Origin of the sequence: Kitasatospora sp. NPDC059646 (genome assembly GCF_042734615.1) — a bacterium.
GTDB lineage: Bacteria > Actinomycetota > Actinomycetes > Streptomycetales > Streptomycetaceae > Kitasatospora.
Map to the genome: position 1 here is coordinate 1 of NZ_JBHWDS010000045.1, position 18,238 is coordinate 18,238.

At 73.7% G+C, this 18,238-nt stretch carries 15 protein-coding genes, 1 tRNA gene and 1 pseudogene; 4 read left to right on the forward strand and 13 right to left on the reverse strand.

Features of this window, described 5'->3' with window-relative positions:
* The 6 genes and pseudogenes from ACFV1L_RS26800 to ACFV1L_RS26825 form a co-directional block, all read right to left on the reverse strand.
* Positions 1-1,000, reverse strand: a pseudogene (locus ACFV1L_RS26800) (hypothetical protein); the annotation flags it as partial.
* Positions 1,001-1,028: 28 nt separating this feature from the next.
* Positions 1,029-2,030 carry an SMI1/KNR4 family protein gene (locus tag ACFV1L_RS26805; protein ID WP_380370285.1) on the reverse strand — a complete coding sequence of 334 codons (1,002 nt, stop codon included), beginning with the start codon at positions 2,028-2,030 and terminating at the stop codon, positions 1,029-1,031.
* Between the two features lie 121 nt (positions 2,031-2,151).
* Positions 2,152-3,258 (reverse strand): DegT/DnrJ/EryC1/StrS family aminotransferase, encoded by a 1,107-nt coding sequence (locus tag ACFV1L_RS26810; RefSeq protein WP_380370288.1) that lies wholly within the window; start codon positions 3,256-3,258, stop codon positions 2,152-2,154.
* Positions 3,259-3,329: 71 nt separating this feature from the next.
* A complete protein-coding gene (locus ACFV1L_RS26815) occupies positions 3,330-4,460 on the reverse strand; it encodes a DegT/DnrJ/EryC1/StrS family aminotransferase (protein WP_380370290.1) in 1,131 nt (376 codons plus the stop codon).
* Positions 4,461-4,523: 63 nt separating this feature from the next.
* Positions 4,524-5,516 carry an NAD-dependent epimerase/dehydratase family protein gene (locus ACFV1L_RS26820; protein ID WP_380370292.1) on the reverse strand — a complete coding sequence of 331 codons (993 nt, stop codon included), beginning with the start codon at positions 5,514-5,516 and terminating at the stop codon, positions 4,524-4,526.
* Positions 5,513-6,673, reverse strand: coding sequence for a Gfo/Idh/MocA family protein (locus tag ACFV1L_RS26825; RefSeq protein WP_380370294.1), 1,161 nt, complete (start codon positions 6,671-6,673; stop codon positions 5,513-5,515). The genes ACFV1L_RS26820 and ACFV1L_RS26825 overlap by 4 nt, the downstream gene beginning before the upstream one ends.
* Before the next feature lie 275 nt (positions 6,674-6,948).
* Here ACFV1L_RS26825 and ACFV1L_RS26830 point away from each other — a divergent pair, with 275 nt between their 5' ends.
* Together ACFV1L_RS26830 and ACFV1L_RS26835 are read left to right on the forward strand one after the other, a co-directional pair.
* On the forward strand, positions 6,949-7,404 hold the full coding sequence (locus tag ACFV1L_RS26830) for a YwqJ-related putative deaminase (protein WP_380370296.1): 456 nt from the start codon (positions 6,949-6,951) through the stop codon (positions 7,402-7,404).
* An 84-nt stretch (positions 7,405-7,488) separates the two neighbouring features.
* Complete coding sequence (locus ACFV1L_RS26835) at positions 7,489-7,950, forward strand: SUKH-3 domain-containing protein (protein ID WP_380370298.1); 462 nt, start codon at positions 7,489-7,491, stop codon at positions 7,948-7,950.
* A gap of 25 nt (positions 7,951-7,975) precedes the next feature.
* On the opposite strand, the gene ACFV1L_RS26840 is transcribed toward ACFV1L_RS26835, so the two are convergent.
* Positions 7,976-9,253 (reverse strand): sensor histidine kinase, encoded by a 1,278-nt coding sequence (locus tag ACFV1L_RS26840; RefSeq protein ID WP_380370300.1) that lies wholly within the window; start codon positions 9,251-9,253, stop codon positions 7,976-7,978.
* Between the two features lie 211 nt (positions 9,254-9,464).
* On the opposite strand from ACFV1L_RS26840, the gene ppc reads away from it, so the two are divergent.
* Complete coding sequence (gene ppc / locus ACFV1L_RS26845) at positions 9,465-12,248, forward strand: phosphoenolpyruvate carboxylase (protein WP_380370303.1); 2,784 nt, start codon at positions 9,465-9,467, stop codon at positions 12,246-12,248.
* 72 nt (positions 12,249-12,320) lie between these two features.
* On the opposite strand, the gene ACFV1L_RS26850 is transcribed toward ppc, so the two are convergent.
* From ACFV1L_RS26850 to ACFV1L_RS26875, 6 genes are all read right to left on the reverse strand, one after another.
* Entirely contained in the window at positions 12,321-12,569 is a 249-nt protein-coding gene (locus tag ACFV1L_RS26850; protein WP_380370305.1) for a hypothetical protein, read from the reverse strand.
* 142 nt (positions 12,570-12,711) lie between these two features.
* Positions 12,712-13,287 carry an aminoacyl-tRNA hydrolase gene (pth, locus tag ACFV1L_RS26855; RefSeq protein ID WP_380370308.1) on the reverse strand — a complete coding sequence of 192 codons (576 nt, stop codon included), beginning with the start codon at positions 13,285-13,287 and terminating at the stop codon, positions 12,712-12,714.
* Positions 13,288-13,403: 116 nt separating this feature from the next.
* Positions 13,404-14,000: a 50S ribosomal protein L25/general stress protein Ctc gene (locus ACFV1L_RS26860; RefSeq protein ID WP_380370310.1), complete on the reverse strand. Its 597-nt coding sequence runs from the start codon at positions 13,998-14,000 to the stop codon at positions 13,404-13,406.
* 270 nt (positions 14,001-14,270) lie between these two features.
* Positions 14,271-15,251 carry a ribose-phosphate diphosphokinase gene (locus tag ACFV1L_RS26865; RefSeq protein ID WP_380370312.1) on the reverse strand — a complete coding sequence of 327 codons (981 nt, stop codon included), beginning with the start codon at positions 15,249-15,251 and terminating at the stop codon, positions 14,271-14,273.
* A 155-nt stretch (positions 15,252-15,406) separates the two neighbouring features.
* Positions 15,407-16,852: a bifunctional UDP-N-acetylglucosamine diphosphorylase/glucosamine-1-phosphate N-acetyltransferase GlmU gene (gene glmU / locus ACFV1L_RS26870; protein ID WP_380370315.1), complete on the reverse strand. Its 1,446-nt coding sequence runs from the start codon at positions 16,850-16,852 to the stop codon at positions 15,407-15,409.
* A 91-nt stretch (positions 16,853-16,943) separates the two neighbouring features.
* Positions 16,944-17,014, reverse strand: a tRNA-Gln gene (locus ACFV1L_RS26875).
* A gap of 244 nt (positions 17,015-17,258) precedes the next feature.
* Between ACFV1L_RS26875 and ACFV1L_RS26880 the strand changes: the two genes are divergently transcribed.
* Positions 17,259-18,221, forward strand: coding sequence for an acyl-CoA desaturase (locus tag ACFV1L_RS26880; protein ID WP_380370318.1), 963 nt, complete (start codon positions 17,259-17,261; stop codon positions 18,219-18,221).
* Positions 18,222-18,238 lie beyond the last annotated feature (17 nt).

Here is an 18,238-nt window from a genome sequence, read left to right on the forward strand (position 1 = left end):
GGCCGAGCCCGCCCTGCGCGGGGCCGCCGGCGGGCGGCAGCAGCTCGTTCGGCGGGGGCGGCGGCGGGGCCGTCGGGCCGGACCGGCCGAGCTGCACCCCGTGGCCGGGTGTGCCGGGCGCGCCGGGCAGCCCCATCAGGCCGGGCGGGCCGTCGCCGGCCAGCATGGTCGGCGCGTAGTCGATCGACGGCGCGGGCACCGGGCCCGGCGGCGGAACGGGCGTGCCCGGCACCGGAGTCGACGGACCACCGACGGGGAACGGCGGGGTGGCGCCGACCGGCGGCGGAACGGGCGTGCCCGGCACGGGAGTCGTGGGCCCGCCGACCGGGAACGGCGGGGTCGCGCCGACCGGCGGCGGAGCCCCGTGCGGCGCGGGCGCCCCGGGCACCGGGCCGGGCGGCGGCGGAACGGGCGTGCCGGGAACGGGAGTCGACGGGCCGCCGGGCGGGAACGGCGCGGCGGCCGCGAGCACCGTCGCGGCCTCGGAGCCGGCCGGCGGGGGCGGGACGGGCGTGCCGGGGACGGGCGTGCCGCCCCCGGTGAAGTAGCTGGGGCCCTCCTCGCCCGGCCCGGCGGCCGGCGGCGCGGGCGGTGCGGCGGGCGCGGACAGCTGCGCGGCCTCGGCGGCCATCGCGGCGGCGCCCGCGTCCTGCAGCCACTGCGGGGGGCTGAGCAGGAACGAGGTGGCCTCGACCGCGCCGCGCACCGGCTTGGCGGCGCCGGCCGGGTTGGGCTCGGCGGGCGTGCCGTACAGCTCCTCGTACTGCCGGACCACCTCGTTGACCGGCAGCGGCGGCCAGAGCGTGCTGGCGCCGCTGTCGCGGGCGATCACCAGCCGCGGCGAGGTGCCGGCGCCGCCCTCGTGCTCGCTGCCGTCCACCGCCCAGCAGACGTAGCCGAGGTCGAACTCCCGGACCCGCACCTCGCGTTGGAGCGAGCGCGGCACGCCCGCGTTGATCCAGTCCTCGGCGGTCTCCTGCGCCTGCGCGTACGTGGTCACCACGTCTCGTCCCACCCCTGTCGTTCGGTCAGTTCACCGGGACGGCGCGCGCGAAGCCGCCGTCCACCATGAGTTCGGCGACGGTCTCCAGTTCCGGGGGGCTGCCCGCGAGCCGCAGCAGGAAGGCGTCGAAGCTGTCGCCGCAGGGCAGCAGCAGCCGGGCCACCCGCTGCTCCGGGGACTCCTCGGCGCCCTGGTCGCGGGCGTCGTCGTAGGGCAGGAACCAGACCGAACCGGTCTGCTCGCCGCGGACCTTGAGGGCGAGCAGGCCGCCCTGCAGGTAGGCGACGGCCAGGTAGTCCTTGGTCAGGTGGTCGCGCAGGCACTTGTTGGCGTACACCAGGTCCTGGGTGCCGTACTCCTCGCTGAGGGTGAGGAACGGCTGGTCGACCAGCAGGCCGAGGTCGACGTCCAGCGCGGCGCCGGCCGGGGCGCGGCCGCCGGCCAGCTTCAGGAAGTCCCGGTAGGCGGGCGGCAGCGGGTGGCCGAGGCGCTGTTCGGCGCGCTGCACCAGGTCCTCGGTGACGGCCAGCGGGTCGCCGCCGTCCTTGGCCAGCGGGACGTGCACGGGGCGGCGCTCCTGCAGCGGGCGGGTGCCGCGCCGGGCGTGGTCGGCGGTGGAGAGCGCCAGGCCGCCGTGGTGCCGCAGCAGGGCCTTCACCTCGACCGGGATCAGCTCCATCCGCCGCCAGCCCGCCGGGGCGCGGCCGACCACGTGGTGCCAGGTCCAGCCGGGCGGGGTGGCGACCGCGGTGTCCAGGTCGGCCCAGAGTTCGTGGCCCTGGGTGTAGAGCGCGGCGTTGGCCGACACGTAGTCGGTGAGCCGCAGTTCGTCCACGCCGAAGCCCTCCGGCGGGTCGGCGACCTCGGCGGCGGCGACCGCGTACGGCGAGAAGTCCGGGTACCCGTGCTCGTCGACGCGCACGCCCCGGGGGTGCCGTTCGGCCCGGACCGGGTCCGGGAACTGCACCACCTGGCCCGCGTACGCCGCGTTGGGCACGGCGGCGGTGCCGGGCCGACCTGTCGTCATCTGGGGTCCCCCACAGCAGAAGCCGAAATCCTCGGGGACCAGCGTAGGGCAATGACCGACCGCGTTCAGGGGCACGGGGGTACCCGGCCGGGGTACCGCCCGGCCGGGTGCCGACAACCCGTCAGCGGCGGCGGACCGCGGCGGCCAGGGTCTCCGCCACCCGCACCTGCTGCCCCTCGGTGAGCTGCGGGAACAGCGGCAGGGTGAGCAGTTGTCCGGCGGCCCGCTCGGTCACCGGGAAAGCGCCTTCCGGGTACCCGAGCCCGCGGAACGCCGGCTGCAGGTGCACCGGCAGCGGGTAGTGGACGCCCGCCCCGATCCCGGCCTGCCGCAGCTCCGCGAGCACGCCGTCCCGGTCGCGTTCCACCCGCACCGCGTACAGGTGCCACACGTGCTCGTTCCCGGGCGCGGTCCGCGGCAGCGTCACTCCCTCCACGCCGCCCAGCAGCTTGTCGTACCGCTCGGCGGCGGCCCGCCGGGCCTCGTTCCAGGCGGGCAGGCGCCGCAGCTTGCTGCGCAGCACCACCGCCTGGAGGGTGTCCATCCGCGAGTTGAAGCCGAACCGCTCGTGGACGTACTTCCGCGCCGAGCCGTGGTCGCCGATCAGCCGCACCGCTGCGGCGAGTTCGGCGTCGTCCGTCACCACCGCGCCCGCGTCCCCGTACGCGCCCAGGTTCTTGCCCGGGTAGAAGCTGGTCGCCGAGATCCGCCCCCAGCTCCCGGACGGCCGCCCGTGCCGGGCCGCCCCCTGCGACTGCGCCCCGTCCTCCACCACGGGCACGCCGTCCGCGGCCTCCAGCACCTGCTCCATCGGCGCGAGCTGACCGTTCAGGTGCACCGGCACCACCGCCGCCGCTCCCGCGGCGTGCTCCGCCAGCTGCTCCACGTCGATCAGCAGGTGCTCCTCGTCGACGTCCACCAGCACCGGCGTGAGCCCCGCCCGGACCACCGCCTCCGCCGTCGCCACGAAGGTGTTGGCCGGCAGCACCACCCTGCCTCCGGGCGCCGGGTCCAGTGCCCGGAGGGCGAGTTCCAGCGCGTCGGTCCCGTTCGCCGTCCCGACGGCGTGCCCGACCCCGCAGAACGCCGCGAACTCCCGCTCGAACGCGGCCACGTCGGGGCCCTTGATGTAGGCCCCGCCCGCGAGCACCGCCTCGAAGCCCGCCCGGACCTCGTCGGCGATCTCGGCGTGGGAGGCGTGCAGGTCGACCAGCGGAATGTCCGTCACGGAGCATCACATCCAGGGCTCGGGAACTGCGGGAAGCGGGCGAGGGGCGTCGGGAGGAGCGGCGCGGTCGGTCAGAGGGCCCGCCGCAGGGCGTCGACCACCCGCTCCTGCTGTTCCTCCGTCAGCGAGTGGTACAGCGGCAGGATCAGGGTCCGCGAGGTCAGCAGCTCGGTCACCGGCAGCGGCACCCGTGCCGCCCCCTTGTACGGGGCCTCCAGGTGGGCGGCCATGATCCCGCGCCGCGCCGAGACGCCCTGTGCCGCCAGGGCGCCGAGCACCGCGCCCCGCTCGGGCGCGTCCTCCGGCAGCAGCAGCCACAGCGACTGGAAGTTCGACGTGCCGTGCACCGGATCGCCGACCAGCCGCCCGGCCGACTCCGCCCCCAGCAGCTCCCGGTAGCGTCCCGCGAGTTCGCGCCGCCGGGCGACCATCGCGGGCAGCTTTCCGAGCTGCACCAGCCCGATCGCGGCCTGGACGTCGGTCATCCGGTGGTTGAAGCCGATCTCGTCGTAGGTCTCCAGCACGGCGGCCCCGCCCGCTCCCGCGTGCCGGTCGGCGGCCGAGACGCTCATCCCGTGCTCGCGCAACCGCCGGAGCCTGGCGGCGAGTTCGGCGTCGTGGCAGGTGACCATGCCGCCCTCGCCGGTGGTGAGCAGCTTGCGCGGGTGGAAGGAGAACGCCGCGATCCCGGCGCCCGCGCCGGCGGGGCGGCCGCGGTACGCGGAGCCGGCAGCGCACGCGGCGTCCTCGATCACGGTGATGCCGCGCGGCCGGACCGACTCCCCGATCGCGTCCAGGTCGACGGGGACGCCGCCCTGGTCGACGGCGATCACCGCGCGGGTGCGGTCGGTGAGCAGCGGAGCGACGGTGTCGGGGGTGAGGTTGCCGGTCGCCGGGTCGACGTCGGCGAAGACCGGGGTCGCGCCGACGTAGGTGACGGCGTTGGCGGTGGCGATGAAGGAGAACGACGGGACGACGACCTCGTCGCCGGGGCCGACACCGGCGCCGATCAGCGCCAGGTGCAGGGCGGTGGTGCACGACGACACCGCGACGGCGTGCGGCACGCCCAGGTGCGCGGCGAAGGCCCGCTCGAACTCGGCGACCCTCGGGCCCTGCGCGACCCAGCCGGAGCGGACGGCGTCCGCCGCCGCCCGGGCCTCCTCCTCGCCGAGCCAGGGAATCATGACGGGAATGGTGGTCATCGGGTCGCTCCTCCGCCGGGTCGCATCCACGTGCGCGTCGTCCGCTCCGCCGCTTCGCCGTTCTCAGGCGTGCGGGGCCTGTTCCCGCCACCACGCGACGAGCCTGCGCAGCCCGTCCGTCAGGCCGAGTTCCGGCTTCCAGCCCAGGTCGCGGTCGGCCGCCGAGATGTCGGCGAGGCGCCGGACCACGCCGCCGGCGGTGTCGCGGGCGGGCCCGTGTTCGACGTCGAGGCCGGAGTCCATGGCGTCGAGCAGTGCGTCGGCCAGGCCGCGCAGCGAGACCTCGGTGCCGGAGGCGATGTTGTAGACCCGGTCGGTGACGGGGGCGGTGGCGGCGAGCAGGTTGGCCCGGGCGATGTCCTCGGTGTAGACGAAGTCCATGGTCTGGGCGCCGTCGCCGAAGATCAGCGGCGGCTGCCCGGCAGCGATCCGCTCCATCCAGCGGATGAAGACCTCGGTGTAGCGGCCGTGCACGTCCATCCGGGGGCCGTACACGTTGAAGTAGCGCAGGGCGACGTAGTCCAGGCCGTACATGGCGTGGAAGCTGCGCAGCAGGCCCTCGTTGAAGACCTTGGCGGCCCCGTACAGGGTGTCGTTGTTGTAGGGGTGCTGGCTCTCCGGGGTGGGGAACGCGTCGGCCAGGCCGTACACGGACGCGGTCGAGGAGGCGATCACCTTCCGCACCCCGGTCTCGGCGGCGGCCTCCACCACGTCGAAGGCGCCGTCGACCATGACCTCCAGGGCGAGCCGGGGTTCGGCGGCGCACTGGGTGATCCGGATCGCGGCGAGGTGGAACAGCGCGTCGGCGCCGGGGGCGAGGAGTTCGCGCAGCAGGGCGCGGTCGCGGATGTCGCCGTCCACCACGGTCAGTTGTCCGGGGGCGGCGAGCTCGCGGGCGCAGGCCAGGTTCTCGGTGCGGCCGCGGACGAAGTTGTCGAGCACGACGACCTCGCGGGCGCCCGCTTCGATCAGCTGGTCGACGACGGTGGAGCCGATGGTTCCGGCGCCGCCGGTGACCACGCAGCGGGAGCCTTCCAGCACGACGGCGGCGTTCATCGGACGGTGGCCCTCTCCTCGGCGTACGGCTGACGGTCCTTCGGTTCGTCCCCGACGGGAACGGTCGCGCCGCCGAGTTCGAGGCTGCGGGAGGCGGCGTGCAGCAGGCGGAGCACCCGCAGGCCGGCGCGGCCGTCGGTGAGCGGGGCGCGGCCCTCGCCGATCGCGGCGGCGAACTCGGCCATCACGTTGCGCAGCGCCTCCTGCTCGACCAGGGCGGGGGCGACCATGTCGCCGACCCGGTAGGAGATCAGGGCGCGGTGCCGGATGGCGTCGGTGAGTTCGTCGGGCGGGGTGAGGTCGACGCCGCGGTCGTGGACGGCCAGGCGGGCCTGCGGGTTGAGGTCGTCCCAGACCAGGGTGCGGCGGGAGCCGCCGATCAGGGTGGTGCGGACCTTGGTCGGGGAGAGCCAGTTGACGTGGCAGTGGGCGAGCGCGCCGTTCGACAGCCGCAGCGTCAGGTAGGCGACGCAGGCGCGGCCGGCGCCGATCGGGTCGGCGGCCTGGGCGCTGACGCCGACGGGTTCGACGCCGGGCGGCAGGACGAAGTCGAGGATCGACAGGTCGTGCGGGGCGAGGTCCCACAGCACGTCGACGTCGGGCTGGACGAGTCCGAGGTTGATCCGGACGGAGTCGAAGAACTGGATGTCGCCGATCTCGCCGCCGTGCACGAGTTCGCGGATCCGGCGCACCACGGGGGTGTAGCAGAAGGTGTGGTCGCACATCAGGACGAGGCCGCGCCGCTCGGCGAGGGCGACCAGGTCGGCGGCCTCCTCGGCGGTGGTGGTGATGGGCTTCTCGACCAGCACGTGCTTGCCGGCCTCCAGCGCGGCCCGGGCCAGCCGGTGGTGGGCGGCGGCGGGGGTGGCGATGGCGACGGCGTGCACCCGCTCGTCGGCGAGCACCTCCTCGAAGGAGGTGGTGGCGGCGACCGTGGAGTACTCGCCGAGGACCCTGCGGGAGCGCCGTTCGTCCAGGTCGCACAGCCAGTGCAGGTGCAGGGCGGCGGTCTGCTGGGCGTTGCGGACCAGGTTCGGGCCCCAGTAGCCGGCGCCGATGACGGCCAGTCCGATCCGCCGGTCGGGTGGTCGGTCGGTGCTGCCCGGTGTGGGCACGTGTTCCCCCGGCGCCTCGTGCGCCACGACGTTCGACCCCATCGCAAGACCCCCCTTGCCGCCGCGTCGCTCGAACGGTACCGGCCCGGCCGGGCCCGTCGGGGCACAATCGGAAAAACCGGTGAGCGCCACCAGGGGCGCGCGGTACGGGAGTTCGGCCCTCCGTACACCTCAATGCGCCCCGTGCCGCACCCCGGCGCGGCGCGTGCCGAATCGGTTTGGCAGGCTGGATGCTCTGGGGTGAGGATTCACCGTCCGTCAACAAACCCCCGGCAGCGGAGAACTGCCGGTGTGCCGAACGACGTCGAGGAGCAGTCATGGACCGGTCGGGCCCGCCGCCCGTGTTGCGCCACCAGCGCGACAGCCTGCTGCCCGCGGTGGCGGCGGCGCTGATGCTGCGCGGCGGCGAGGTGCACACGCTGGCCGGGGAGAAGTCCGACCTGGCGCCGATGCTGCACCCGCTGGTCGGCGAGTTCCTGGCCGCGCTGCCGGTCGACAAGCGCGAGCGGTTCCTCGGCCGCTGCCCGGAGCCGGCGCTGCTGTCGCAGTTCCTCGGGCAGGTCGACGCGTCCCGCTCGAAGCGGGCCTCGCGCAAGCCGATGACGGTGCAGGAGGCCCGCAAGGCGCTGAAGGGCGCCCGGATGACGACGGTGCGGATCCGCGAGGAGGGGGATCCCGCGCACGGCACGCACGCGCCGCCGTGCCGTTCCTGCGGTCCGCTGCTGGATCATCTGAACGTGGCCGTCGTCGCGGTCGGGCCGCCCGGCCGCTGACCCACCCCTGTTCCCCGTCCCCGAACCACGGAGCACGTCCTGAACGCCAGCACCGTCCGCACCCAGCCCCGCTTCCCGGCCGACGTGGCCGCCGCCCTCAAGCAGGCCGGCTGGCACCCGGGACGGTGGGAGATCCGCCAGGCCGAGCAGTGGGCCGACGCGCTGGTCGCGTACGGCGGCCCGCTGGACCCGCAGCACTCGGTGTTCCCCGCCGCGATCGAGGCCTGGGCCGAGTTCGGCGGCCTCGCCTTCGACGTGCCCGGCCCGGGGCGGACGCTGGCCCGCACGCCGTTCCTGCTCGACCCGCGCCGCGGCCTGCACGCCCCGCGCACCCTCGCCGACCTGGGCCGCGCCCTGGACACCCGGCTCGCCCCGCTCGGCGAGGAGATGTTCGGGCAGGCCCTGCTCGCCATCGACGAGCAGGGCCGGGTCTACAGCCTGGACCACACCGGCGAGTGGTTCCTCGGCCACAGCGTGGACCAGGCGCTGGCGACCCTGGTGCTGGGCCTCGTCCCGCACCGGCTGCGCACCGCCGCCGGGGACTGACGGGCCGTCGGCGCCCGACCCGCCGTCAGGTCAACGGGTCGGCGGTCAGCCGCAGCCGGGACGGCAGCACCGCCTCGACCCGGAAGCCGCCGTCCTCCTCCGGCCCGGCGTGGAACATCCCGCCGAGCGCCAGCACCCGCTCGCGCATCCCGACCAGCCCGTTGCCGCCGCTGGGCAGCGCCACCCGCAGCGCCGCGCCGCCCGGGCAGTCGTTCACCACCGACACCCGCACCCCGTTCGGCACGTACGCGAGCAGCACCGCGACCTGCGCCCCGCCCGCGTACTTGTGGGCGTTCGTCAGTCCCTCCTGGACCACCCGGAACGCGGTCTGCTCGGCCTCCGCGACGTAGCCGCGGTGCTCGCCGCTGACGGTCAGCGAGACCGCCATGCCGGCCGCCCGGGACTGCTCGACCAGCTCCGGCAGTTCGCCGAGGCCGCCGACGGGCGCCTCGATCTGCTCCTGCGGCTCGGTCATCCGCAGCACCCCGAGGATCTCCCGCAGTTCGTCCAGCGCCTGCCGGCCGACCTCGCCGATCAGCGCGGCCGACTGCCGGGCCTTCGCCGGGTCCTTCGGGACGATCCGCTCCACCGCCGCCGCGTGCACCACCATCAGGCTGACCCGGTGCGCGACCACGTCGTGCATCTCCCGGGCGATCCGGGTGCGCTCCTCGACCCGGGCCCGCCAGGCGCGTTCCCGCGCCTGCTCGGCGAGCAGGGTCAGCTCGGTCTCCAGGCCCTCCGCCCGGTCCCGCAGGGACACCACCAGGCGGCGCCGCGCCCCCACGTACAGGCCGGTCACCACCGGGGCGACGGCCATGCCGACCGCGACGAACGCGGACACGATCACCAGCACCCAGCCCGGCGGCACCGTCTCCGGCGGCGGCGACGGCGACGGGGCCGGCGCGAACATCGCGAACAGCACCATCCCGAACGTCTCCACCGTGGCGACCGCCGACAGCCCGACCACCCGGGCCCTACGGCTCGGCCACTCCCACGTCGCCGCCAGCGTGTACAGCGACACCACCAGCAGGATCACGCCGAAGAAGCCCGGTACGAACACCAGCGCCACCAGCACCGGCAGCGCGGGCCACCTGCGCCGCACCACCAGCGAGGTGCCGGCCAGCGCCCCGAGGACCACCGCGACCACCACGGCCGCGGTGCCCAGGTCGAACCGGACCCTCACCAGCCCGTACGCCCCGAACGCGCACTCCGCCGCCGCGGCCACCGCCAGCGCCACGTCCAGCACCGCGCTGCGCCTTCGCGCCCACCACCACATGCCGTCCCCCGCCGGCCGTCCACTCATGTGGACACCATACGCAGGAGGCTCTCCGCGGGCGGGAGCGCCACCGCCGCACGCCGCTCCCGGTGCCCGTGGCGGCGATCCCCCGGGTGTCCGCCATCCGGCCACCTCTCCGATCTGGCACCGGGTGCCACCTATGCTGTTGCCCGTCGGACAGCGCGGTCCGTACCTGCAGAGCCGTTGCCGAACACCCCACCACCACAGGGAGCCAGCCGTGACCGCTCCGGACAACCCGACCCAGCTCGCCGACCCGGCGGACAACGCCGCGCTGCGTGCGGACATCCGCCGCCTCGGCGACCTGCTCGGAGAGACTCTCGTGCGTCAGGAGGGCCCGGAACTGCTGGGCCTGGTCGAGCAGGTGCGCCTGCTGAGCCGTACCGACGGCGAGGCGACGGCGCAGCTGCTGGCGGAGATCGACCTGGAGACCGCCGCGAAGCTGGTGCGGGCGTTCTCCACCTACTTCCACCTGGCGAACGTCACCGAACAGGTGCACCGCGGCCGGGAGTTCGCGTCCCGCCGGGCCCGGGAGGGCTCGGTGCTGGCGCAGACCGCCGACCAGTTGAAGGAGGCGGACCCGAAGCACCTGGCCGACACGCTGGCGAACCTGGCGGTGCGTCCGGTGTTCACCGCGCACCCGACCGAGGCGGCCCGCCGCAGCGTGCTGAACAAGCTGCGCCGGATCGGCGAGCTGCTGGAGCGGATCCACCGCGAGCAGGCGGCCACCGGCCAGGTGGACAGCGCCCGGCAGACCTCGGCGCGCCGCCAGGCGGACCGCCGGCTGGCCGAGGTGATCGACCTGCTGTGGCAGACCGACGAGCTGCGGATCGCCCGCCCGGAGCCGACCGACGAGGCCCGCAACGCCGTCTACTACCTGGACGAGCTGTACCGCGAGGCGGTGCCGGCGGTGCTGGAGGAGCTGCACGAGGAGCTCGCCCGGGTCGGCCTGACCCTGCCGGAGGGGGTGCGCCCGCTGACCTTCGGCACCTGGATCGGCGGCGACCGCGACGGCAACCCGAACGTCACCCCCCAGGTCACCTGGGACGTGCTCAACCTGCAGCACGAGTACGGCATCAAGGACGCGCTGGCGGCGATCGACGACCTGCGCGCCTCGCTGTCCACCTCGGTGCGCCTCGCCGGCGCGTCGGAGGAGCTGCTGGCGTCGCTGGACGCGGACCTGACGCACCTTCCGGAGCTGAGCCCGCGCTACAAGCGGATGAACGCCGAGGAGCCGTACCGGCTGAAGGCCACCTGCATCCGGATCAAGCTGGAGAACACCCGGGACCGGCTGGCCGCCGGCACGCCGCACGTGGTGGGCCGCGACTACGTCGGCACCCGGGACCTGATCGCCGACCTGCGGCTGATCCAGGACTCGCTGCGCGCGCACCGCGGCGGCCTGATCGCCGACGGCCGGCTGGCCCGGGCGATCCGCACCATCGAGGCGTTCGGCCTGCAGCTGGCCACCATGGACGTCCGCGAGCACGCCGAGGCGCACCACCACGCGCTGGGCCAGCTGTTCGACCGGCTCGGCGAGGAGGCGTGGCGCTACACCGACATGCCGCGCGAGTACCGGCAGCGCCTGCTGTCGAAGGAGATGCGCTCGCGCCGCCCGCTGGCCCCGACCCCGGCCCCGCTGGACGCGGCGGGCGCGAAGACGCTGGGCGTGTTCAGCACCATCCGGCAGGGCTTCGAGCGGTTCGGCGACGAGATCGTCGAGTCGTACATCATCTCGATGTGCCAGGGCGCGGACGACGTGTTCGCGGCCGTGGTGCTGGCCCGCGAGGCGGGGCTGATCGACCTGCACGCGGGGATCGCCAAGATCGGCATCGTGCCGCTGCTGGAGACCACCGACGAGCTCCAGCAGGCCGACCGGATCCTGGAGGAGATGCTCTCCGACCCGTCGTACCGGCTGCTGGTGTCGCTGCGCGGAGACGTCCAGGAGGTCATGCTCGGCTACTCGGACTCGTCGAAGTTCGGCGGCATCACCACCTCGCAGTGGGAGATCCACCGCGCCCAGCGCCGGCTGCGCGACGTCGCGCACCGGTACGGGATCCGGCTGCGGCTGTTCCACGGCCGGGGCGGCACGGTGGGCCGCGGCGGCGGCCCCTCGCACGAGGCGATCCTCGCCCAGCCGTGGGGCACCCTGGAGGGCGAGATCAAGGTCACCGAGCAGGGCGAGGTGATCTCCGACAAGTACCTGCTGCCGTCGCTGGCCCGGGAGAACCTGGAGCTGACCCTCTCCGCCACGCTGGCCGCGTCCGCGCTGCACACCGCGCCGCGCCAGGCCCCGGAGGAGCTGGCCCGCTGGGACGCCGCGATGGACCAGGTCTCGGAGGCCGCGCACACCTCGTACCGGGCGCTGGTGGAGCAGGAGGACCTGCCGAAGTACTTCTTCGCGTCCACCCCGGTCGACCAGCTGGCCTCGCTGCACCTGGGCTCCCGCCCGTCCCGCCGCCCGGACAGCGGCGCCGGCCTGGACGGCCTGCGGGCCATCCCGTGGGTGTTCGGCTGGACCCAGTCCCGGCAGATCGTGCCCGGCTGGTACGGCGTCGGCTCCGGCCTGGCGGCGGCCCGCGCGGCGGGCCTGTCGGACGTGCTCGACGAGATGTACGGGAACTGGCACTTCTTCCGCAACTTCCTGTCCAACGTCGCCATGACGCTGGCCAAGACCGACCTGCGGATCGCCCGCCACTACGTCGAGCAGCTGGTCCCGGGCGAGCTGCGGCACGTGTTCGACCAGATCGTCGCCGAGCACGACCTGACGATGCGCGAGGTGCTGCGCCTGACCGGCGAGTCCGAGCTGCTGGAGCACAACGAGGTCCTGAAGCAGACGTTCACCGTCCGCGACGCCTACCTCGACCCGATCTCCTACCTGCAGGTGGCGCTGCTGCGCCGTCAGCGCGAGGAGGCCGCCCTGGGCCGCCCGGAGGACCCGCTGCGGGCCCGGGCGCTGCTGCTGACCGTGAACGGCATCGCGGCGGGCCTGCGCAACACCGGCTGACCCGCTGCGGCAGGCACGACGAGGTCCGCTCCGCCGTCGGCGGGGCGGACCTCGTCCGTCCGTTCCGGCGGTTCAGGCCTTCTTGCGCTTGCGCAGCCAGGCGGCCGCGCCGCCGGCCACCACCACCAGGCCGCCGCCGACGGCGTACACGCCGGCCGAGCCGACGGACCCGGTGGGCGGGGCGAGCTGGGCCGCGGCCGGCTCGGGGACGGCGGAGGCGGCGGGCTCGGCGGCCAGGGCGGGCGAGGCGGCCCATCCCCCGGCGGCCAGGCACAGCACGGTGCCACCGACGACCTTGCCCACGCGCTTCGAGCGGATCACGCTCCATACCCCCAGTGACGGCATTTCAATCCTTGTGCACCGGGTCCGACGGTATCCGATTCCGAGCGGGTTCTGACCCCCAGTCAGCTTCCACGGGGCAAGCGTTGCATGAACGTTGTGCACGGAGGGTGGTGGTGGCCGGTCAGGAGTTGTAGTTCTGCTGTGCGCGTTCCAGGCCGTCGGCGAGCAGCGCCTCGACGGCGTCGGCGGCGCGGTCCACGAACCAGTCCAGGTCCTTGCGCTCGGCGGACGAGAAGTCCTTGAGCACGAAGTCGGCGACCTCCATCCGGCCGGGCGGGCGGCCGATGCCGCAGCGCACCCGGTGGTAGTCGGGGCCGAGCGACTTGGTGATCGACTTCAGGCCGTTGTGGCCGTTGTCGCCGCCGCCGAGCTTGAGCCGCAGCGCCGCGTAGTCGAGGTCGAGTTCGTCGTGGACGGCGACGATCGCCGAGGCCGGCACCTTGTAGAAGTCGCGCAGCGCGGTGACCGGCCCGCCGGAGAGGTTCATGAAGCTCATCGGCTTGGCCAGGACGGCGCGCTTCCCGGACAGGCGCCCTTCGGCGACCTGGGCGCGGCTCTTGTGGGCCTTGAACTTGGCGCCCATCCGCTGGGCCAGCAGGTCGACCACCATGAAGCCGATGTTGTGCCGGTTGCGGGCGTAGCCGTCGCCGGGGTTGCCGAGGCCCACCACCAGCCAGGGGCCGTCGTACTCGCTCATGCCGCTCCTCACGCGGGTGTCGTTGCGTCGTCCATCATCCCGGACACGCCGCTGCCCCGGCCGCCCGCAGGGATGCGGGAGCGGCCGGGGCAGCGGTCCTGCGAAGATCGCGAGGATCAGGCCTCGACGGCGGCCTCTTCGCCCTCGGCGGCCTCTTCCTCGGTGGCCTCGGGGGCCTGGGCGCCGATGACCTGGAGGACGACGGCGTCGGCCTCGACGGCCAGCGAGACGCCCGACGGCAGGGCGATGTCGCCGGCGGTGATGGAGGCGCCGGCCTCCAGGCCCTCGACGGAGACGGTGACCGACTCGGGCAGGTGGGTGGCCTCGGCCTCGATCGGGAGGGCGTTCAGCACGTTCTCGATCAGGTTGCCGCCGGGGGCCAGCTCGCCCTCGGTGTGGACCGGGATCTCGACGGTGACCTTCTCGCCGCGCTTGACCAGCAGCAGGTCGACGTGCTCGATGGTGCGCTTGATGGCCTCGCGCTGGACGGCCTTCGGCAGCACGTACTCGTCCTTGCCGTCGATCGGGACGACCAGCAGGGCGTTCGGGGTCTTCAGGGCCATCATCAGGTCGTGGCCCGGCAGGTTCAGGTGAACCGGGGTGTGGCCGTGGCCGTAGACGACACCGGGGACGAAGCCGGCGCGGCGGGCGCGACGGGCGGCACCCTTGCCGAACTCGGTGCGGGACTCAGCGGCGATGCGGATCTCGGACACGACTGCACTCCTCGAAAAATGCGCAGGGGTGCAGGAACGACAGAACCGCCGGGCCACACCCTCAAGTACGTTTGGGGGGACACTCGGCGGTTCGATCAAAGCGCATCGTTCTCGCGCGTCGATCACGGAGCACCAGAAATTGGGCATCCCTCGCCGAGCAGTCTCCCCAGACTAACCGGGCGGTGGCGCGGACGTGAAATCGGCCCCCGGTTCCGGGGCGGAACCGAGGGCCGATCAAGGGTCTGACGGGGGGTCAGCCCCCGCGGAGGGTCAGTGCACGCCCTCGAACAGGCTGGTGACCGAGCCGTCCTCGAAGACCTCGCGCACGGCGGCGGCGATCGACGGGGCGATCGACAGCGTGGTGATCTTGTCCAGCTGGAGCTGGGCCGGGGTCGGCAGGGTGTTGGTGAACACGAACTCGCTGACCCGGGAGTTCTTCAGGCGGTCCGCGGCCGGGCCGGAGAGCACGCCGTGGGTGGCGGCCACGATGACGTCGGCGGCGCCGGCGTCGAACAGCGCGTCGGCGGCGGCGCAGATGGTGCCGGCGGTGTCGATCATGTCGTCGACCAGCACGCAGGTGCGGCCCTTGACGTCACCGACCACCTCGGCGGAGAGGATGGTGTTGGCCTGCGACATGTCGCGGCGCTTGTGGATGATCGCCAGCGGGGCGTCCAGGCGGTCGCACCACTGGTCGGCGACCTTCACGCGGCCGGCGTCCGGCGAGACGATGGTCAGCTTGGACCGGTCGGCGACCCGCTCGCCCACGTAGTCGGCGAGCATCGGCAGCGCGAACAGGTGGTCCACCGGGCCGTCGAAGAAGCCCTGGATCTGCGCGGTGTGCAGGTCGACGGCCATCAGGCGGTCGGCGCCGGCCTGGCGCAGCAGGTCGGCGATCAGGCGGGCCGAGATGGGCTCGCGGCCGAGGTGCTTCTTGTCCTGCCGGGCATAGCCGTAGAACGGGAGGATCGCGGTGATGCTGCGGGCCGACGCGCGCTTCAGCGCGTCGATCATGATCAGCTGCTCCATGATCCACTGGTTGATCGGAGCCGTGTGGCTCTGGATCACGAAGCAGTCCGCGCCGCGCGCGGAGTCCAGGAAGCGGACGTAGATCTCGCCGTTGGCGAAGTCCAGGGCCTTGGTCGGGACCAGTTCGGTGCCCAGCGCGCGGGCGACCTCTTCGGCAAGTTCCGGGTGGGCTCGACCGGAGAAGAGTTTCAGCTTCTTCTCGCCGGAGGTCGTGATCCCGCTCACTGCACCGTCTCCTCGTGTATGTGCCACTCAGGGTGAGTACGCCGAGGCACGGCCCAGCAGGCCCGATGGCGCACGTATGTACTTCAGGTTACGCGCCCCGGACCGCGACCGACGGCCGGGGACCACTCCTCAAGATCCCCGGCCGCCCCGTCCGGCTACTCCGTCCCGGCCGCCTCGGCAGCCGCGCGGGCGGACGCCGAACCGGGCCGCTTCCGCTCAACCCAGCCTGCGATGTTGCGCTGCTGGGCCCGCGCGACGCCCAGCGACCCGGCCGGAACGTCGTTGGTGATCACGGATCCGGCGGCCGTGTAGGCGCCGTCACCCACCGTCACCGGAGCGATGAACATGTTGTCGGAACCCGTGCGGCAGTGGGCTCCGATGACCGTCCGGTGCTTGTTCACGCCGTCATAGTTCACTGTGACCGACGCCGCACCGACGTTCGTGCCCTCGCCGATCGTCGCGTCCCCGATGTACGACAGGTGCGGGACCTTCGCCCCCTCGCCGAGCTCCGAGTTCTTGATCTCCACGTAGGTGCCGACCTTCGCCTTCCGGGCCAGCACGGTGCCCGGCCGCAGGTACGCGTACGGGCCGACCGACGCCTCCGGGCCGACCTCCGCGCGGTCCGCCGTGGTGTTGCTCACACGGGCGCCCGCGCCGACCTTCGTGTCGGTCAGCGTGCTGTACGGGCCGACCTCGCAGCCCTCGCCGAGGTGGGTCGCGCCGCGGAGCTGGGTGCCGGGGTGGATCAGCGCGTCCGGCTCGTAGGTGACCTGGACGTCCAGCCAGGTGCCGGCCGGGTCGACCACCGTCACGCCGGCCCGCATGGCGCGCTCCAGCAGCCGGTCGTTCAGCATCCGGCGGGCCTCGGCCAGCTGCACCCGGTCGTTGATGCCGGCGATCTCGCGGTGGTCGGCGGCCACCACCGCACCCACCCGGTGGCCCTCGCGGCGCAGGATCTCCAGGGTGTCGGTCAGGTACTCCTCGCCCTGCGCGTTGTCGGTGCCGACCAGCGACAGCGCGTGCGCCAGCAGCTTGGCGTCGAACGCGAACACCCCGGAGTTGATCTCGCGGATCTCCAGCTGCTCGGCGCTCGCGTCCTTGTGCTCGACGATCGCGGCGACCGCGCCGTCCGCACCGCGCAGGATCCGCCCGTAGCCGGTGGCGTCCGGGACCAGCGCGGTCAGCACGGTGACGCCGTTGCCCTGCTCGGCGTGCGCGGCGGCCAGCGCGGACAGCGTGCCGCCGGTGAGCAGCGGGGCGTCGCCGGTGGTGACCAGCACGGTGCCGTCCAGTTCCACGCCGTCGGCGGCCAGCGCCCGGAGCGCGGTGCGCACCGCGTGGCCGGTGCCGTTCTGCTCGGCCTGCACGACCGGGCGGGCCGCCGGGTAGTGCTCGGCCAGGTGGGCCTGCACCAGCTCGCGCAGGTGGCCGACCACGACGAGCAGCTGACCGGGCGTCAACTCCTCTGCGGCGGACACCGCGTGGCCCACCAGGGAGCGGCCGCAGATCTCGTGCAGCACCTTCGGCAGGGCCTTGGACTTCATCCGGGTTCCGCCCCCGGCGGCGAGCACGATCACGGCTGCGGGCTGGTTTGCACTCACGCGGGGAGACTCCTCGGTCGATGCGGGGTGAGGGTGCACCGAGAATACCGAGGCGGGATGGACGGAAAACGACCGAAACGGTCGGAAGGGGCTCCGCCGCTAGGATTCGAACCCAGACAAAGGCCTCCAAAGGGCCCTGTGCTGCCATTACACCACGGCGGAAAAGCGCGGTTCCCGCGCCCAGCACAGCCTACGGGTTGACGGCCCGTAGCTCCACCACCTTCCGCGAAGCACACGAACGACGCCCCGGCCCACGGCCGGCCGCCGTCCGGCGGGAACCGGGCCGGCGAACTCCGCGACACGTCCGCGCACGGGCCTTCCGCTTGCCGCCGTCCGGTACCTACGATGCCGTAGGTTACGGAATCGTAGGTATCCGCTGGCACCACCCTCCTCCCCGGGACGCGCCATGACCATCCAGGCCGGGCAGGCGCCGCCGAGCGCCGCCGAGGACCTCATCCCCCGACTGTCCGCCACCAGGGGCGGCGAGAAACAGGGCGCCCTGGAGCGGGCCACCCTGGCCCTGTTCATCGCGGTGCCGTTCCTGGCGCTGCTGGCCGCCGTCCCGGTGGCCTGGGGCCGGGGGCTGTCCTGGCTGGACGCCGGCATCGCCGTCGCCATGTACTTCCTCACCTGCCACGGCATCACCGTCGGCTACCACCGCTACTTCACCCACGGCGCGTTCAAGGCCAACCGGCCGCTGCGGCTGGGCCTCGCCGTGCTCGGCTCGCTCGCCGTCGAGGGCCCGCTGGTGCGCTGGGTCGCCGACCACCGCAGGCACCACCGGTTCTCCGACAAGGACGGCGACCCGCACTCCCCGTGGCGCTACGGCGAGTCCGTGCCCGCCCTGCTCAAGGGCCTGTGGTGGGCGCACATGGGCTGGATGTTCGACGAGGAGCAGACCCCGCAGCTCAAGTACGCGCCGGACCTGGTCCGCGACCCGGCCATAAGGCGCATCTCCCGGCTGTTCTGGCTGTGGACCACGCTGTCGCTGGGTCTGCCGCCGCTGATCGGCGGCCTGGCCACCTGGAGCTGGCAGGGCGCGCTGTCCGCCTTCTTCTGGGGCTCACTGGTCCGGGTCGCGCTGCTGCACCACGTCACCTGGTCGATCAACTCGATCTGCCACGCGGTCGGTTCACGCCCCTTCAGGTCCCGCGACAGGTCCGGCAACGTGTGGTGGCTGGCGGTGCTGTCCTGCGGCGAGTCCTGGCACAACCTGCACCACGCCGACCCGACCTCGGCCCGGCACGGCGTGCTGCGCGGACAGGTCGACTCCTCGGCGCGGGTGATCCGCTGGTTCGAGCGGGCGGGCTGGGCCACCGACGTCCGCTGGCCGGGTGCGGAGCGGATCGCCGCCCGCCGCGCCGCATGAGGCAGCGCCTACAGCAT